This is a genomic window from Pseudoduganella chitinolytica, assembly GCF_029028125.1.
In the GTDB taxonomy this organism is placed as follows: domain Bacteria; phylum Pseudomonadota; class Gammaproteobacteria; order Burkholderiales; family Burkholderiaceae_D; genus Rugamonas; species Rugamonas chitinolytica.
The window spans coordinates 5,771,851-5,788,185 of record NZ_CP119083.1 but is presented as its reverse complement, the minus strand read 5'-3'; the positions used below and the strand labels follow the sequence as shown (position 1 = coordinate 5,788,185).

The window sequence follows — 16,335 nt, the reverse complement described above, 5'->3', positions numbered from 1 at the left end:
AAATCGTCCGCGCCTGCCTTGACACCTTTCTCCCCAACCGCCATAATGCTTGCCGTTGCGGTGATATAGCTCAGCTGGTTAGAGCACAGCACTCATAATGCTGGGGTCGGTGGTTCAAGTCCACCTATCACCACCACCAGAATGCACGAAGATGGCCTGTCCGGTAACGGCACAGGCCATTGTTCTTTCAAGGCGCGGCCTTGTCGAGTTGTCCAGTTTTCCGGTGATATAGCTCAGCTGGTTAGAGCACAGCACTCATAATGCTGGGGTCGGTGGTTCAAGTCCACCTATCACCACCAAACATTGAAAAGCCGCCGATCCGCGAGGGTCGGCGGCTTTTTCATTGGCGTTTTCATCGCACGGCGGCGATCAGCGGCGGAGGGCCGTACATGCGTGCATATGCCGGCAGCGCCCCGGCCGCGCAGTCGATCATCCTGCGGCCGACAGCCGCCAGCGCCGGGTCGTCGTTGTGGCTCAGCGCCAGCCCCACCTTGTGCTGCGCCGGGTAACTGTGATGCAGCGCCGCGTACATGTCCGATGCCGTGATGTCGGGCGTGGGAGCCTCGCCGTCGAAGTGATGCCGCCCCGTCAACGTGGTCCCGACGATCCCGTGCAGCGCGCCGATGCCGTGCTGCTGCAGCCACTCCATCAGCTGGATCGTCCGATAGGCCGTGGAGTTGTCGCGCGCGGGCCGCTCGGCGAGGATCGTGTAGACCTGCACCCGTGCCAGCCAGTTGCCCTCGGCCGCCGCGCGGTACAGGTTGCGGGTCAGCTGGTGGTCCCTGCGGCTGTCGGGAAAGCGATCCAGCCAGGCGTCCACGGCATCGAGCAGTGGCACCGGGCCCACCTCGGCGGGCTGCTTGCAGACGAAACGCTCGGGGTCCTGCACCGTCGCCACGTCGTGCATGACGCTCGTGAGCAGGCGGTCCATGCGGCGCGTCAGCTCGTCTTGCTCCAGGACCTGGACTGGTCCCAGCCACGCCAGGTCGTCGCGGCGCGACGCATGCGTCAGGCGCGGTCCATCGCCTCTGGCCTCGCGTGCACCGTTCCACTGGCTGGCGTGGTGCTCGTTGTGCGTGGCCGCGTAGATCAGGCCCCCTGCCATCAGCAGCAGTAAGGCCAATGCGGATTTGCTGTTCATGTTTGCCCTCCGTCCTTGCAGTCGGGCTACTGTAGAGCGTGCGGCCTTGGCGCAAGTTGCGCTGACGCAAGTACGGCGACTGGCTGTTGCGCACAGCCATCAGGCGGCGTCTAGAACCACCCGCCGACGACATACCCGGACGTCATCGCCACGACCAGCAGCGCGCCGATGGGCGTGGGCGGCGCGGGCGACGGGATGTCGCAGGCACGGCAAACGGCACCGATGGCGAGACCCAGCAGCGCGCCGACGATCAGCGCGCTCATCGCGGAACCTCCGGCGCCGCGCCATCGAGCGCGTGGCCGCCACAATGCCGGCGGTGGCGGGCGGCGCGGCGGGCGACAAAGCGGTCCACCAGCCAGTAGCCGCTGCTCATCATGAACACCAGCAGCGCGCCGGACAGCACGGGCGGCGACGCGGCCGGGATATCGAAGCGGCGGCACGCCAGCCCGACGACGAACGACAGGGCCAGTCCGGCCAAAATCCTCACCATGTGCCTGGCGGCCTCAGAACGCAAAGCAGCTGCAGCCGAACGCGCCCCAGAAGCCGGCGAAGTCCGAAACCGGCACCGTCGACTTGCGTGCCCTGTCGTGCGCATGCGCGTGCACGCCGCAGGCGCCCGCGCACTGGTGCGGCAGCGCCGGCTGCGGCGCCACTGCCCGGTAGTGGCCCGGTACCTTCGCCACGGGCGACCAGTCGGGCAGCACCGGCAGGTCCGGCGGCCCGAGCTTCGTGAACTCGGCCTGGCCGAACACGATGCGCCCACCCACCACTGTCAGCACCGACTCGATCGACTTGATCGCTTCCTCGCCGACGCGGAAGAAGTCCGCCGACAGCACGGCCAGGTCGGCCAGCATGCCGGCCTGGATGCGGCCCTTCTTGCCCTGCTCGTTGGAGAACCACGCGCTGCCGGTCGTCCACAATTCCAGCGCGGTTTCGCGCGGCAGGTTGCCGCCCGCGTCGACCAGGCGCAGGCCGCCGACGGTGCTGCCGGAGACCAGCCAATACAGCGCGGTCCACGGGTTGTAGCTGGCCACGCGGGTCGCATCCGTGCCGGCACCGACCGGTACGCCTGCTGCCAGCATGCGCTGGATCGGCGGCGTGGCCTTGGCCGCCTCGGCGCCATAGCGCTCGACGAAGTACTCGCCCTGGAAGGCCATCCGGTGCTGGATCGCGATACCGCCGCCCAGCGCCTTGACCCGGTCGATGTTCCTCGGGCTGATGGTTTCGGCATGGTCGAACAGCCAGTGCAGGCCGTCGAACGGGATGTCGCGATTCACCTTCTCGAACACGTCCAGCATGCGCCCGATCGACTCGTCGTAGGTGGCGTGGAGACGGAACGGCCAGCGCTGGCTGACGAGGTGGCGCACCACCTGCTCCAGCTGTCCTTCCATCTCGGGCGGCAGGTCGGGACGCGGCTCGAGGAAGTCCTCGAAGTCGGCCGCCGAGAACATCAGCATCTCGCCGGCACCGTTGTGGCGATACCAGTCGTCGCCCTGGCCTGGCGTGACGCTGTCGGTCCAGCGCTGGAAGTCCTGCAGCTCCTGGCCTTTGTTCTGCGTGAAGAGGTTGTAGGCGATGCGGATCGTCAGCTGGTGCTCCCGCGCCAACTGCTCGACGACCTGGTAATCCTCGGGATAGTTCTGGAAGCCGCCGCCCGCGTCGATGGCACTGGTCAAGCCCAGGCGATTCAGTTCGCGCATGAAGTGGCGGGTGGAATTGACCTGGTGTTCCAGTGGCAGCTTGGGTCCCTTCGCCAGCGTGGCGTACAGGATCAACGCGTTCGGCCGCGCGATCAGTATGCCGGTCGGGTTGCCGCTCGCGTCGCGCACGATCTCGCCGCCGGGCGGATTGGGCGTGTCCTTGGTATAGCCGACGGCTCGCAACGCGGCGCGGTTCAATAGCGCGCGGTCGTACAGGTGCAGCACGAAGACGGGGATGTCGGGGGCCGCGGCGTTCAGGTCGTCGATCGTCGGCATGCGGCGTTCGGCGAACTGGAACTCGGTCCAGCCGCCGATCACGCGCACCCACTGCGGGCTGGGCGTGCGCAGCGCCTGGTCCTTCAGCATGCGCAGCGCGTCGGCCAGCGACGGCACGCCTTCCCAGCGCAGCTCCAGGTTGTAATTGAGGCCGCCGCGGATCAGGTGCAGGTGCGAATCGTTCAGGCCGGGGATGACGGTGCGACCGTTCAGGTCCACCACCTGCGCCGCCGGGGTGCGGTGGCGCATCACGTCATCGGCGTCGCCCACGGCAAGGAATTTGCCGTCGTCGATGGCGACGGCGGTGGCGACGGGGTTGGACTTGTCGCCCGTGTGGAAGCGGCCGTTATGAAGTATCAGCATGGTGTGCGCAGGATGGAAACGATGCGGTCCATCATACGCGGCCGGCTGCTGGCGTCATCCCTTGTCCGGGGCCGGGTCCGCTCTGCAAAAAGGAAGAAGAGCTTGGGGTCGGTCCCCTGCTGGGACAGACCCCAGTCCCTGGAGCGGGTTGTCAGTCAGCGGGGTCCGCTACTTCGCCCGGGCCAGCACCAGCGCAACCAGGCTGAGCAGCGCCGCGATCGACAGGTAGTAGCCGACGTACTGCAGGCCGTACTGGTTCGCCAGCATGGTGGCGATGTATGGCGCCAGCGAGGCGCCCAGGATGCCGGCCAGGTTGAACGTCAGCGAAGCCCCCGTGTATCGCACCTCGGCCGGGAACAGCTCGGACAGGATCGTGCCCAAGGGGCCGTACGTCATGCCCATCAGCGCGAGGCCCAGGCACAGGAACACCGTGACCTGGGTCGTGCTGCCGGAGCCGAACAGCGGCGCCATCGTCAGGCCGAACAGGGCGATGGCGGCCGAGATGGCGATCAGCGTGCGGCGCCGGCCATAGCGGTCGGCCAGCAGCGCGGCCAGCGGGATCGTCAGGCCGAAGAACAGCACGGCGAACAGCTGCAGCACGAGGAAGTGCTCGCGCGAGAAGCCCAGCGCGGAGACGCCCCAGTTCAGCGCGAACACCGTCATCAGGTAGAACAGCACGAACGTGGCCATCGCCATCAGGGTGCCCAGCACCAGCATGCGCGTATGGTCGCGCAGCACGGCCACCACGGGCACCTTGACGCGCTCGCCCTTGTCCAGCACCTTCTGGAAGTCGGGCGTCTCCGTGATCTTCAGCCGCACGTACAGGCCCACCAGCACCAGCAGCGCGCTGGACAGGAACGGGATGCGCCAGCCGTAGCTGAAGAACTGTGCGTCCGTCAGCACCTCGGACAGCAGCAGGAAGATGCCGCCCGACAGGAAGAAGCCGATCGGTGCGCCCAACTGCGGGAACATGCCGTACCAGGCGCGCCTGCCCGGCGGAGCGTTCTCGGTTGCCAGCAGCACGGCGCCACCCCACTCGCCGCCGAGGCCCAGGCCCTGGCCGAAGCGGCACAGCGCCAGCAGCAACGGCGCCCACGCGCCGATCGACGCATAGGTGGGCAGCATGCCGATGATGACTGTCGACAGGCCCATCGTCAGGAGCGCCGCGACCAAGGTGGCCTTGCGGCCGATGCGGTCGCCGAAGTGGCCGAACACGGCCGAGCCCACGGGCCGTGCGAAGAACGCGATGGCGAACGTGGCCAGCGACTGCAAGGTGGCGGCGGCGGCGTCGCCGGCGGGGAAGAACAGCTTGGGGAAGACGAGGACGGCGGCCGTCGCGTAGATATAGAAATCGAAGAATTCGATGGTGGTGCCGATCAGGCTGGCGAACAGCACGGTGCTGGCCTTGTTGCGCGCGGCACCGGGAAGAGTTTCTTGCATGCAGACTCCGGACGAACGTTGAACGTGTTTGGTATGCCGTCAACCGGGGGTGGCGATCTGGGCAAACGCGTCGCGGATCTCGCTGGCGTCGGCGGGCCGTACGACCCGCGCCACTTCCTTCCCGTCTTGCAGGAAGATCATGGTCGGCCATAGTTTGACACGGAAGGAACGGCCCAGCAAGCGACCCGGCCCGTCCTCGACCTTGAAGTGGCGGATGCCCGCGTAGTCGCCGTAGGCCTCGGCCAGCAGCGGCTGCGCGGCGCGGCAATGTCCGCACCAGTTGGTGCCGAATTCGAGCAGCGCGGGGCCGCCCAGGGCGTCGATCTCGGCGCGCGTTGGCGCCGCTTCGGTGTAGGTGTATTCCATGGTGCGCTCCTTCCATTGATTGCGTGATGATGGAACATTATCACGCCGCCGGCGGGAAAGAGCGCACGGCCAGCGCTATGCCGACAGCGTGGTGCTGATCTCCTTGCCCGCCACCTTCACGCGGGTCAGCTGCAGGCCCTTGACGTTGTACAGGTACCAGGGCTGCTCGCGATTGGCTGGCGTGCCGAAGTCGCAGTCGCTGATCTTCACGTTCGTCACCGGCACCACCGCCGGCATCGGCTGCGGGCCGTTGTAGTCCGAGGCCACGGGCCCCAGGATGACGATCGCCTGGTAGCACGAGGCCAGAGCGCCCTGCTTCGTCTTCACGTTCCCCACCGTGACGTTGGAGATCTGGATATTGTCGACGACGGGTGGGCGCAGCCGCACCGTATCGGCCGTCGGCGTGTAGTCGCAGTCGAACGTGACGACGGCGCCGGCGGCCGTCGCGACGGTCTTCGACGCAATGGGGGAACCGGGCAGCGACGCGTAGAACGAAGGGCTGGTCTGCACGCCGTTCGGGATCTTCACGTTGCGCACGTAGAAATTGCGCAGGTAGCCACCCCGGTTCATATTGGTCTTCAGGCGGATGGCCGTGTTGAGGGGATTGGTGGCCCAGTGCGTGTTTTCGAATACCAGGTTCTGCGCATACACGTTCTGGATGCCGCCCGCCATTTCGCTGCCCAGGGTGACGGCGCCATGGCCGCTGTGCATGATGCAGTCCTGGATGACGATGTTCTGCGACGGTCCGTACTGGGTGTCGCGGTTCTTGCCCGCCTTGATGGCGATGCAGTCGTCGCCCGCGTCGAACGTGCAGCCCTCGACCAGCACCATGTCGCAGGCCTCCGGGTCGAAGCCGTCGCTGTTCGGGCCATGGCTTTCCGCGTGCACGTTGCGGAAGACCAGGTTGCGGCAGTGGACCGGGTGGTGCTGCCAGAACGGCGTGTGGATCACGTGGTAGCCCTGCAGCAGCACGTTGGTGCAGCCGATCAGGTGCACCATCGATGGGCGCAGGTAGTGACCCAGGCCGAACACCCGCTTCGCCAGCGGTACCCCGGCCTCTGACAGCGCGGGCAGGTACTGCTCGTCGGCGCGCCACTTGTCGCCTTCGCCCTGGATCAGCTGGCGCTCCGCTTCCGTCAGGTGCGGTGCCACGTCGCGCAGCGAGGTCGGATTGGCGGGATTGGCGATACGCTGGTTGATCTTGCCCGGCGCGTCGCCCGGCGTGTTGGCCTGCGAGACGGGATTGATCGTGCGGTTCTTGCCCTTCCACGTCCACCAGCAGTCGGTACTGCCCGCGAACGGCACGCCGCCCTGCCCGTTCAGGACACTGGTCCAGTCCTCGCCCGTCAGCGCGATATTGTCCTGGCCATACGCGTAGATCATCGACGCGAAGTTCAGGCAGTCGTTGCTCTGCCAGCGCGTGATGACCAGCTTGCCGTTGGCGCCGCAGTCGACGTCGCCATACTTCGCGTAGTCACGCGGGTCGTTGCTGAAGTAGACATGCGCGCCCTTCTTCAGGTGCACGTGCACGTTCGACAGCAGCACGATCGGCCCCGCCACGTACCAGTTCCCGGCCGGGATCACGACGCGGCCGCCGCCGGCCTGGTGGCACGCGGCGATGGCTGCCTTGATGGCGGGATAGCAGTCCTTCGCGCCGGGCGCCTGGGTGTCCACCATGGCCTGGTCGTCATGCGACACCCATGCCTTGACCTTGGTGAGCGCGCACGGCGCGGCGCCGAAGTCGGTGATGACGAAATCCTGCTCGCGGAACCTGAGCGGCTGCGAAAGGCGGGTGGCGATTTCCTTGGCGCGCGCCCACGGGTCCTCGGCGATGGCCGCCTGGGCGCCGTTCGCCGCGCCGATGGCGGCCAGGCCGCTGGCCGATACCGCCTTCATCATCGTGCGGCGCTGCTGGTTGATGGTGGTGCTCATCTTGGTTTCCTTATTCGTCTGTATTGTTGAATTCCGCGAGGTAGATGTCGGCCGGCGCCGGCGGCGCGCCATACCCGAGGTCCCGCACGGGATCGATGCCTGCCTTGCGCAGGTTGTTCCAGAAATCGTCCGACGTGAACTGCGCGGGCCGGTACGCCAGCGTGCCCGAGCGGTTCCAGTCCGACCACGGATTGACGCGGTCGATGTGGCGCCCGATCGTCGAGTTCAGGACGATCATCTTGCCGACCGTTTCCAGCACCGTCGGCGTGATCGTCCCGTGCGGCTTGCGGTACACGCTCTCGCTGCCCAGCACGCAGCGGTATCCTGCCACCGCCACCGGCGCATAGGGCGAGCAGCGCGAGCTGTGGAACCACTGGCGCGCCAGGTGGAACTTGCCGGCCAGCGCATTGGGCGACCCGTCATGCGTGAAGCGTACCGTATCGAACACGAAGCCGTACTTCGTCTTCCAGTTGGTATTGGGCGCGCCCACGTACGACGTGCTGCGGTCGCCCAGCGAGCGCACTTCGCTGCGGTAGAAGTAAGCGGTCGTGTCGCCGAAGATGAAGTCGACGTCGCCCTCGATATAGGAGCGGTGGAAGAAGCTGCGGGCCGTCACGCGCGTCTCGGCCGACTTCAGGTACAGCGTGTCCTGGAAGCCGATCAGGCGCACGTTCTCGAACTGGGCCTTGTCGGCGCCGTCCACCGCCAGCGCCACCGCCTGGTGGTGCACGCGGTTGATCTGCGCGTCCGGCGCGTGGTTGCCGCAGGCGCGCTCGCCGCATTCCTCGCGGGCGTTGCCGGTCGCCTTGTTGTACGAGTTCTCGAACGTCAGGTTGCGGGCCTGGAAGCCGTGGTTGCGCACCCACACCGTCATCGAGCCGCTGGTGGAGATGTTGCCCACCCGCTCGCGCACCAGCGCATGCATGGCCTGGATCGACGGATCGACATCGGCGAACTGCGCACCGAACTGCCGCACGTAGTCGGTGGACGCCACGGCGGCATCCAGGCCTGCCGTGATGACCGTGTCCGCCGCGCTCTTGCCTTCGCCGTACAGCGTGATCGGGCGCGCCGATACAGGCACGTACACCAGCTCGCGGTACGTGCCCGGCTTGACGAGAATGTACGTGCGACCGCTCTTGCCGGCACTGTCCGCGACCGCGCGGCTGATCGCCGCCTGCACGGTGGCGAATGTGCGGCGGCCATCGGCCCGACCGGCGCCGTCGACCACGTAGTCGGCCTTGAATGCCGCGCCCTGCGCCAGCGGGTCGGCCAGCGGATCCCACGGGTCGACGATTTCGCTGCCGGCGCGCCCCGTGGTCTTCAGCACCTCGGCGATCGTGATCTTGTTGGCGACGTCTGCTGGCAGCTGCGGACGCGCCACCGCGACCGACGGCCCGTCGGCGCGGGCCGGGAGACTGTCCTGGACCTGTGCGCAAGCGGCCAGCAGTGCCAGCGCGACGACGCTCAGGCTGGCCTTCACTGGCCTTCCTCCGCACGGAACTCGGCCGCGATGGCCGGGATCGCGGCCTTGATTTCGCGCTCGACCATGCGGGCAAAGTACGCCGCACCTTTCGCGCCCACGTGCGTGTAGTCGAAGGCGCTCTTGGCCGCGCCCTGCGGCTCCACCGCGGCGGCGCTACCGGGTGCGGGGGCCGGAGCGGCGGGCGGCTTCGGTGCCACGGCCAGCGTGTCCGCCTCGTCCGGGCCCATCGCCTGCACGGCGGCGACGCTGTCCGCATTGAGGTCCAGCAGCGCGACCTGCTTCGTGGCCGCGACGTTGCGGATCACGTCCGCCCAAGGCTGCAGGTTGTTTTCCAGCTTGCCCTCCTTGAAGCTGCGCCGTGTCAGGGGCGTCACGAGCACGGGCACACCGCCCAGCGCCTTGACCTCGTCCACGTAGCGCGCCATGTTGACGGGGAACTCCGTCTTCAGGTCGGTCGAGCGGCCCGGCTTGCCCGGCTGGTCGTTGTGGCCGAACTGGATCAGCACGTAGGTGGTGCGGTAGGCGGCGCTGCCCTTGAGCAGGCCCTGCACCTCGTCCCAGCGGCCTTCGGCCCGGAAGCTGCCGGAGCTGCGGCCGCCCTTGGCCAGGTTGATGCACGTGTCGGCGCGGATCACGCGGGCGCAGAAGGCGTCGCCGTAGCCGCTGGCGGTGGCCATCGTCGAGTCGCCCACGAGGATGAAACGGACGGGCTTCGTATCGGCCGCCATGGCGGCGCTGGCAGCCAGCGCCAGGGTGGCGGCGGCAAGGAATTTGACTGTCATGCGGTGTCCTCGATAAAAAAGCGGCGCCCGCTGCGCAGGGAGGCAGGCGGGCGCCGCGTGTCACGTCAGGTGCACGGTCCGATCAGAAGTTGTACGTCGCGCGCAGATTGTACGAGCGGCCGATCGGGCTGGCGGCGCTGGACAGGTAGCTGAAAGAGTAGCCGCTGTGGTTCGTCACCGGCGGATCGCTGTCGAACACGTTGGTGATGCCGAATACCAGCTGCAGGTTCTTGATGCCCTTGTAGCCGACCGTCAGGTTCCACGGCTTGTACGAGTTGATGTCGCGCCAGTACTGCTCGGCCACCAGGTTCTGGTCTTCGTACTTCGCGTTGTAGTTCTGCGTGGCCTGCGCGGTCCAGTCGCCCATCGACCAGCCGAACTTCAGCGTGTGCTTCCAGCGGTAGGTGATGATCGGGAAGCTCGACGTGGTGCCGTTCGACGCGTTGCCGAAGCGGCCGATGTTCGAGACCCACTCGTCGCCCGGGAACAGCTGGTTGTCGAACTTCGTCAGGTACGTGCCATCCAGTTCGATGCGGAAGTCGCCGTAGTTCGTGCGCGGGAAGCGGTACGTACCCGACACGTCGATACCGGCCGCCTTCTGGCCGCCCAGGTTCATCGTCGTGTTGTTGATGAACGCCAGCGTGCCGTCCGGGTTACGCGCGAACAGGTTCGCGTAGCGTGCCGGGTCCTGGAAGTAGACTTGCTCCGGCAGGTTCGCCAGCATGTCCTTCATGCGGATGTTCCAGTAGTCCAGCGACAAGGTCATCGACTTGATCGGCTCCATCACGACACCCAGCGTGAAGCCGCGCGACTTTTCCGGCTTGAGGTTGGCGTTCGAGCCCACCTGCTTCGGCAGCTGCACGTCGCAGACTTCCGACTCCACGTAGCCTGGCAGCGGCGTGCCCGAGCCGGCGATGGCCGGCGTGGCGCTCGGGCACAGGATCGGGTCGTCCCAGCGCGAGCTGGTCTTGCCGGTGGCGCCGGGCAGGCGGTAGCCGTAGGCGTCGAACAGGGTCGGCGCGCGGAAGCCCGTGTTGGCCGAGCCGCGGAACATCAGCGTCTTGGTCGGCTCCCAGCGGAAGCTGGCCTTCGGATTGATGGTGTTGCCGAAATCGCTGAAGTAGTCGTCGCGGGCGGCGAAGTTCAGCGTCAACTGCTTCGTCAGCGGCACGTCCAGCTCCGCGTACAGCGCGTAGACATTGCGCTGGCCTTCGCCATGCGAGGCGGTGCTGTTCAGGTACTGCACTTCGTTCTGGATCGCCAGCTTGTCGTCGCGCGTCGTCGTGTGGTTCACGTCGGCGCCGATGGCCAGTGCCATCGAACCGCCGGCCAGCTCCATCAGCGGACGGCTGACGGTCAGGTCGGCGCCCGTGTACGTGCTGCGCGAGTCGCGGTTCTTGATGCCGTCCACCGAGATCGTCTTCAGGTAGTCGAGGCCAGCCTGGTCCTGCAGGCCGAACGGATTCAGGGCGCCGCTCTTCAGGCCGTCCAGCAGGCCCTGGCCGCGCACGAAGCCACGGTCGTAGTAGTTCTCGCGGTCGCTTATGCCGACCACGAGGCCGGCGCGGTAGTCCCACGCGCCGAACTTGCCTTCGTCGACGAACGCCAGGCGCTGGTTGACCTGCTTGTCCTTCTGCACGGCGATGCCCAGGTCGGCCACCGACCACGTGACGATCAGCGGGGCGCCGTCCAGGCCGGACATCGCCGGCACGCCGCCGCTGTTGCCCGGATACCATTTGGACGACGACGGCAGCTGCGCCGTGACGCCGCCCACGGCCACCGATTGCGTCGGGTTGCGGGCCGCCAGGATTTCCGACTGGCCGCGGGTGTACTCGACGGTGAAGGTATGGTCTTCGTTGAACTGGCGGGTGGCGCGGGCGTAGAAGCTCAGCTGCGAATTCTCGTGCAGCGCGGTGCCGTATTCGGTGTTGTCGATCAGGCAGGTGTTCTTCGCGCCGACGATCGAGTATGGCGCCTCGCACTCGCCGGCGTACGGATTGCGGGCGGTCTTGTTGGTAGCAGTCGTGAAGTTGGCCGGCATGGCGTAGCCGCCGCTGCCGATGGTGCGCGAGCGGCCGATTTGCGCCAGGATCTCGTCCGAGCCCAGTTCCGGCCGGTCTTTCGACGCCAGGCGGCTGCGCTGGTGGAAGTCGATGGTGGCATAGGCGTTCCAGCCGTCGGTGGACAGCTTGCCCTTGCCGAAGGTCAGCGTGGCGCGCTGCTCGTCGCCGCCGCCGTGTTTCTCCGGCTCGACCCACTGCCCCGTGATGGAGCCCCCTTCGACTTCGCGCTTGGTGACGAAGTTGACGACGCCGCCGATGGCGTCCGAACCGTAGATCGAAGAGGCGCCGTCGTTCAGGATCTCCACGCGCGCCAGGGCGCTCATCGGGATCACGTCCAGGTTGGCGTAGCCCGACGAGATGGCCTCGTTGGCGAGACGGCGCCCGTTCAGCAGGACCAGCGTGCGGTTCACGCCCAGGCCGCGCAGGTTGATGTTGGTGCCCGAGCCGGCGTTGGAAGGTGCCAGCGAGGCCGATTGCGGCAGCGCCATCATGACGTCCGCCAGGGTCGTCAGGCCGCGCTGCGCGAATTCCTCGGCCTTGATGGTGGTGATCGGCAGGGCCTCTTCGTTGGCCAGGCGCTTGATCGACGAGCCGGTCACTTCCACTCGCTGCATCGGGGCGTCCTGGGCCGCCGCCTGATTCGCCACGGCCAGCACGGCCAGTGCGATGGAAGTGAGTACCAGCCGTGGCTGACAGAGGGTTTCGCGCTTGTTCATGCTTCTCGTCTCCTTGTTTTTCCAAATTGAGTTATGTCGGCGCGCATGCGCGCTGCCGGCAGTTGGAGCACCTCGCGTACTCCGTGCCGCTGCGACGAGGTCCACGCTGGGGCGAGGTCGCAAGCGGTCGATAACTTTTTGGTACGAGATCAGGGGCGCGACTTGCCGCGCGCGAGCGCTGCATGCCGGCATACTTGGCGGGGTTGGCCCGATGGTATCTTGTTCATCCTGTCTCCTCGGCGCGCCTGGTTTTTGTGTACGCGCCGGTCCTGCTCTTTTCTTCTACTGGTACTGCTAGCCGCGCGAGAAGGTCCGCGTCACGCGCTCCAGGTGCGCGCGCATCGCCTTGCGCGCCGCGGCCGGGTCGTGCGCCGCGATCGCCTCGAAGATGCGGCGGTGGTCCTTCAGCGTTTCCTGCCGCAGTTCCTCGGTCTGGAAATGCTCCTTCAGCTTGTGCCACAGGCGGCCGCGCTGGTCCCACAGGTACTCCAGCGTGCCGACCATCGCGCCGTTGCCGGTCGCGCGGCCGATCGCCAGGTGGAAGTTGCGGTCGGCCTGTTCGTTGGTGGTCTTGTTGGCGTGGTGCGCCTCCATTTCCTCCACCGCCTTCAGGATGGCGTCGATCGCGCCATCCGTGGCAGTACGCGCGGCCATCGCCGCGATCTCGCCTTCGATCAGGCGCCGCGCCGACAGCACTTCGAACGGCCCGGGGCCACCCTCGGGAACCTTCGATGCCGGCTCCGGCACCTCGCTGACGTAGACGCCGGAACCGCCGCGCACCTCGATGACGCCGCCCAGCTCCAGCGCGATCAGCGCTTCGCGCAGCGAAGCGCGGCTGACGGCCAGCTTGGTGGCCAGGTCGCGCTCGGATGGCAGGCGCGCACCGGGCCGGATGCCGTCGGCCGCGATCAACGCCTGGATGCGGTCCGCCACGACGCGATACAGGCGCGGCTCGTGGCCGGCCGGTTCCGGCGCGGCGAATGCTCCCCTCTTCTGCATACGTCTCCCGCTTTGTCTTATTATGTCGTCATCTGGTCAGGCCATTCTAAAGCGGTCAGACCAAAATCGCAATGTGGACTAGCCAAAAAAGTTGGGCTCTGTCATACTGAAGTCATCAGACAACACATCGGCACGGACTTATCTGCGTTGCAATCACGCAACAAGTCAGCAACAGGAAGCCCTGCCGCTCCTCCAGGATTGAAGATGACAGCGAGCTCTCCGCGCCGTATCCACATGCACGAGAACGACAATGTGGCGATCGTCGTCAACGATGGCGGCCTGCCGGCCGGCACCGTGTTCGCCGACGGCCTGACCTTGGTCGAAGGCGTCCCGCAAGGGCACAAGGTGGCGCTGGTCGACCTGGCGCAGGGCGATGCGGTGATCCGCTACAACGTCACGATCGGCCGGGCCGCGAAGGCCATCCCGAAAGGCAGCTGGGTCTCCGAGCAGCTGCTGGACATGCCGCCCGCGCGCGAGCTGGACAACCTGCCGATCGCCACCGTCAAGCCGGCCCCGCTGCCGCCGCTGGAGGGCTACACGTTCCAGGGCTACCGCAACGAGGATGGCTCCGTCGGCACCCGCAACATCCTGGCGATCACGACGACCGTGCAGTGCGTGTCCGGCGTGGTGGACTTTGCGGTGAAGCGCATCAAGGCCGAGCTGCTGCCGCGCTATCCGAACGTGGACGACGTCGTCGGCCTGGAGCATACCTACGGCTGCGGCGTCGCGATCGATGCGCCCAACGCGATGGTGCCGATCCGCACGCTGCACAACATCAGCAAGAATCCGAACTTCGGCGGCCAGGCCATGGTCGTCTCGCTGGGCTGCGAGAAGTTGCAGCCCACGCGCCTGTTCCCGAAAGGGTCGATCCCGATCCGCAAGGCCGACAACACGATCGCCGACGAGGCGCCTGTCGTCTGCCTGCAGGACAACCACCACGTGGGCTTCATGTCGATGATCGACTCGATCATGCAGACGGCCGAGCAGCAACTGGAAGTGCTGAACCGGCGCCAGCGCGTCACGTGCCCGGCCGCCGACCTGGTCGTGGGCGTGCAGTGCGGCGGCAGCGATGCGTTCTCCGGCGTGACGGCCAATCCGGCGGTGGGCTTTGCCACCGACCTGCTGGTGCGCGCGGGTGCCACCGTGATGTTCTCGGAAGTGACGGAGGTCCGCGACGGCATCGACCAGCTGACGTCGCGCGCCGTCAACGAGGAAGTGGCGCAAGCCATGATCCGCGAGATGGACTGGTACGACAATTACCTGAAGCGCGGCGGCGTCGACCGCAGCGCCAATACGACGCCGGGCAATAAAAAGGGCGGGCTGTCGAACATCGTCGAGAAGGCGATGGGCTCGATCGTCAAATCCGGCAGCAGCCCGATCTCGGGCGTGCTCTCGCCAGGCGAGAAGCTGACGACGAAAGGCCTGATCTACGCGGCGACACCCGCCTCGGACTTCATCTGCGGCACGCTGCAGCTGGCGGCGGGCATGAACCTGCACATCTTCACGACGGGCCGCGGCACGCCTTACGGCCTGGCCGAGGTCCCCGTCATCAAGGTGGCCACGCGCGACGACCTGGCGCGCCGCTGGCACGACCTGATGGACGTGAACGCGGGCCGCATCGCCACCGGCGAGGCGACGATCGAGAGCGTCGGCTGGGAATTGTTCCAGCTGATGTTGGATGTCGCCAGCGGCAAGAAGACGTGGGCGGAGCACTGGAAACTGCACAATGCGCTGGTGCTGTTCAACCCGGCGCCGGTGACGTGACGCCCGCGCGTTCAATCATGCGGCTGAGCCGACACGGCGCCGGAACTCTGGTCAAATACCCTGGTTAACAAGAGGATTCACTCATGACGACGAAAAAACCATTCAAGCGCCTGCTGCTGACGGGCGCCGCCGGCGGTCTCGGCAAGATCCTGCGCGAACGCATCAAGCCCTGGGCCGACGTGGTGCGGCTGTCCGACATCGGCGACCTGGGCGAGGCCCGTGAAGGCGAGGAGATCGTGCAGTGCGACCTGGCCGACAAGCCGGCCGTGCTGGCGATGATGGAAGGCGTGGACGCCGTGCTGCACTTCGGCGGCATCTCGACGGAAAACACCTTCGAGAACATCATGCATGCCAACATCCAGGGCACGTACAACATCTACGAGGCGGCGCACCGCCATGGCGTCAAGCGCATCGTGTTCGCGAGCTCGAACCACGCGATCGGCTTCTATCCGCAGACCCAGGTCATCGACGCCGACGATCCACCGCGGCCGGACTCGATGTACGGCCTGTCGAAGGTCTTCGGCGAGCAGCTGTCGCGCTACTACTTCGACCGCGCCGGCATCGAAACCGTCTGCCTGCGCATCGGTTCGTCCTTCCCGGCCGTGAACAACCCGCGCATGATGTGCACGTGGCTCTCCTATGACGACCTGGTCGAGGCGCTGCGCGTATCGCTGCTGACGCCGCGCGTCGGCCACACGATCCTGTTCGGCGCGTCGAACAACAAACGCCAGTGGTGGGACAACCGCAAGGCCGCGCACCTGGGCTTCCAGCCGAAGGACAGCTCGGAACAGTTCCGCGCCGACGTCCCGGAAACGGGCGAGTACCCGCCCGAGGACGACGCCGCCAGCAACTACCACGGCGGCAAGTTCATCTTCGACGGGCCGATGTACAAATAACGCCCTTCGCTCCACGCTGCCTCCGATCGGGGACAGTCTTCGTATCTCCACCTGGGATGCGGAGGCTGTCCCCGATTTCGCTTGCGTGCCGCTGCTGCATCGGGCTCCGGCTGAAGCGGCAGTCGCTGAGCCAAGCAGAGCCCCGCTAGCGTCACGGGCTTCGGGCCCGTCCCTCCGGGACTGAACCTGGTTCTCATCGTATGACTCTTGTAGGCTTTGCCGTCGATATCCGGCGGAGCACGTCAGGTGCTGATAAAAACCAGGGTCAGTCCCGGTGGGACAGACCCTGAGCCTGAAGCGGCGGTCGCGGAACTGAGCAAAGCCCGCCAGTGCCGCGGGCTGAGGGTCTGTCCCCACCGGGGACTGACCCTGGTTTTCATCAGGGACTCGAAAATGATCTGCAAATGAAAAAAG

Annotated in this window: 13 protein-coding genes and 2 tRNA genes; 4 read left to right on the top strand and 11 right to left on the bottom strand. The window is 66.6% G+C overall.

Annotated features, from left to right (window positions below):
- Positions 1-59 precede the first annotated feature (59 nt).
- Together PX653_RS25825 and PX653_RS25820 are read left to right on the top strand one after the other, a co-directional pair.
- Positions 60-136 (top strand) — tRNA-Met (locus tag PX653_RS25825).
- 86 nt (positions 137-222) lie between these two features.
- Positions 223-299 (top strand) — tRNA-Met (locus tag PX653_RS25820).
- Between the two features lie 53 nt (positions 300-352).
- On the opposite strand, the gene PX653_RS25815 is transcribed toward PX653_RS25820, so the two are convergent.
- From PX653_RS25815 to PX653_RS25765, 11 genes are all read right to left on the bottom strand, one after another.
- Positions 353-1,141 carry a hypothetical protein gene (locus PX653_RS25815; RefSeq protein WP_277415493.1) on the bottom strand — a complete coding sequence of 263 codons (789 nt, stop codon included), beginning with the start codon at positions 1,139-1,141 and terminating at the stop codon, positions 353-355.
- Positions 1,142-1,251: 110 nt separating this feature from the next.
- Positions 1,252-1,404, bottom strand: a complete 153-nt coding sequence (locus tag PX653_RS25810) for a DUF1427 family protein (RefSeq protein WP_277415492.1) — start codon at positions 1,402-1,404, stop codon at positions 1,252-1,254.
- The gene (locus PX653_RS25805) at positions 1,401-1,631 is read right to left on the bottom strand and encodes a XapX domain-containing protein (RefSeq protein WP_277415491.1); all 231 of its coding nucleotides are present in this window, start codon (positions 1,629-1,631) and stop codon (positions 1,401-1,403) included. The genes PX653_RS25810 and PX653_RS25805 overlap by 4 nt, the downstream gene beginning before the upstream one ends.
- Positions 1,632-1,644: 13 nt before the next feature.
- Positions 1,645-3,480 (bottom strand): amidohydrolase, encoded by a 1,836-nt coding sequence (locus PX653_RS25800; protein WP_277415490.1) that lies wholly within the window; start codon positions 3,478-3,480, stop codon positions 1,645-1,647.
- A gap of 168 nt (positions 3,481-3,648) precedes the next feature.
- The gene (locus PX653_RS25795) at positions 3,649-4,920 is read right to left on the bottom strand and encodes an MFS transporter (protein ID WP_277415489.1); all 1,272 of its coding nucleotides are present in this window, start codon (positions 4,918-4,920) and stop codon (positions 3,649-3,651) included.
- 39 nt (positions 4,921-4,959) lie between these two features.
- On the bottom strand, positions 4,960-5,286 hold the full coding sequence (locus PX653_RS25790; protein WP_277415488.1) for a thioredoxin family protein: 327 nt from the start codon (positions 5,284-5,286) through the stop codon (positions 4,960-4,962).
- Positions 5,287-5,361: 75 nt separating this feature from the next.
- Positions 5,362-7,290, bottom strand: a complete 1,929-nt coding sequence (locus PX653_RS25785; RefSeq protein ID WP_371876386.1) for a glycoside hydrolase family 28 protein — start codon at positions 7,288-7,290, stop codon at positions 5,362-5,364.
- Positions 7,229-8,698, bottom strand: a complete 1,470-nt coding sequence (locus PX653_RS25780; RefSeq protein WP_277415486.1) for a pectinesterase family protein — start codon at positions 8,696-8,698, stop codon at positions 7,229-7,231. Before PX653_RS25780 ends, PX653_RS25785 begins: the two co-directional genes overlap by 62 nt.
- The gene (locus PX653_RS25775; RefSeq protein WP_277415485.1) at positions 8,695-9,483 is read right to left on the bottom strand and encodes a rhamnogalacturonan acetylesterase; all 789 of its coding nucleotides are present in this window, start codon (positions 9,481-9,483) and stop codon (positions 8,695-8,697) included. Before PX653_RS25775 ends, PX653_RS25780 begins: the two co-directional genes overlap by 4 nt.
- Positions 9,484-9,565: 82 nt before the next feature.
- Complete coding sequence (locus tag PX653_RS25770) at positions 9,566-12,262, bottom strand: TonB-dependent receptor (protein ID WP_277415484.1); 2,697 nt, start codon at positions 12,260-12,262, stop codon at positions 9,566-9,568.
- Positions 12,263-12,556: 294 nt separating this feature from the next.
- The gene (locus tag PX653_RS25765) at positions 12,557-13,261 is read right to left on the bottom strand and encodes a FadR/GntR family transcriptional regulator (protein ID WP_277415483.1); all 705 of its coding nucleotides are present in this window, start codon (positions 13,259-13,261) and stop codon (positions 12,557-12,559) included.
- Between the two features lie 204 nt (positions 13,262-13,465).
- Between PX653_RS25765 and garD the strand changes: the two genes are divergently transcribed.
- Both garD and PX653_RS25755 read left to right on the top strand, forming a co-directional pair.
- Positions 13,466-15,025 (top strand): galactarate dehydratase, encoded by a 1,560-nt coding sequence (gene garD / locus PX653_RS25760; RefSeq protein WP_277415482.1) that lies wholly within the window; start codon positions 13,466-13,468, stop codon positions 15,023-15,025.
- 83 nt (positions 15,026-15,108) lie between these two features.
- The gene (locus PX653_RS25755; protein ID WP_107143847.1) at positions 15,109-15,921 is read left to right on the top strand and encodes an NAD-dependent epimerase/dehydratase family protein; all 813 of its coding nucleotides are present in this window, start codon (positions 15,109-15,111) and stop codon (positions 15,919-15,921) included.
- Positions 15,922-16,335 lie beyond the last annotated feature (414 nt).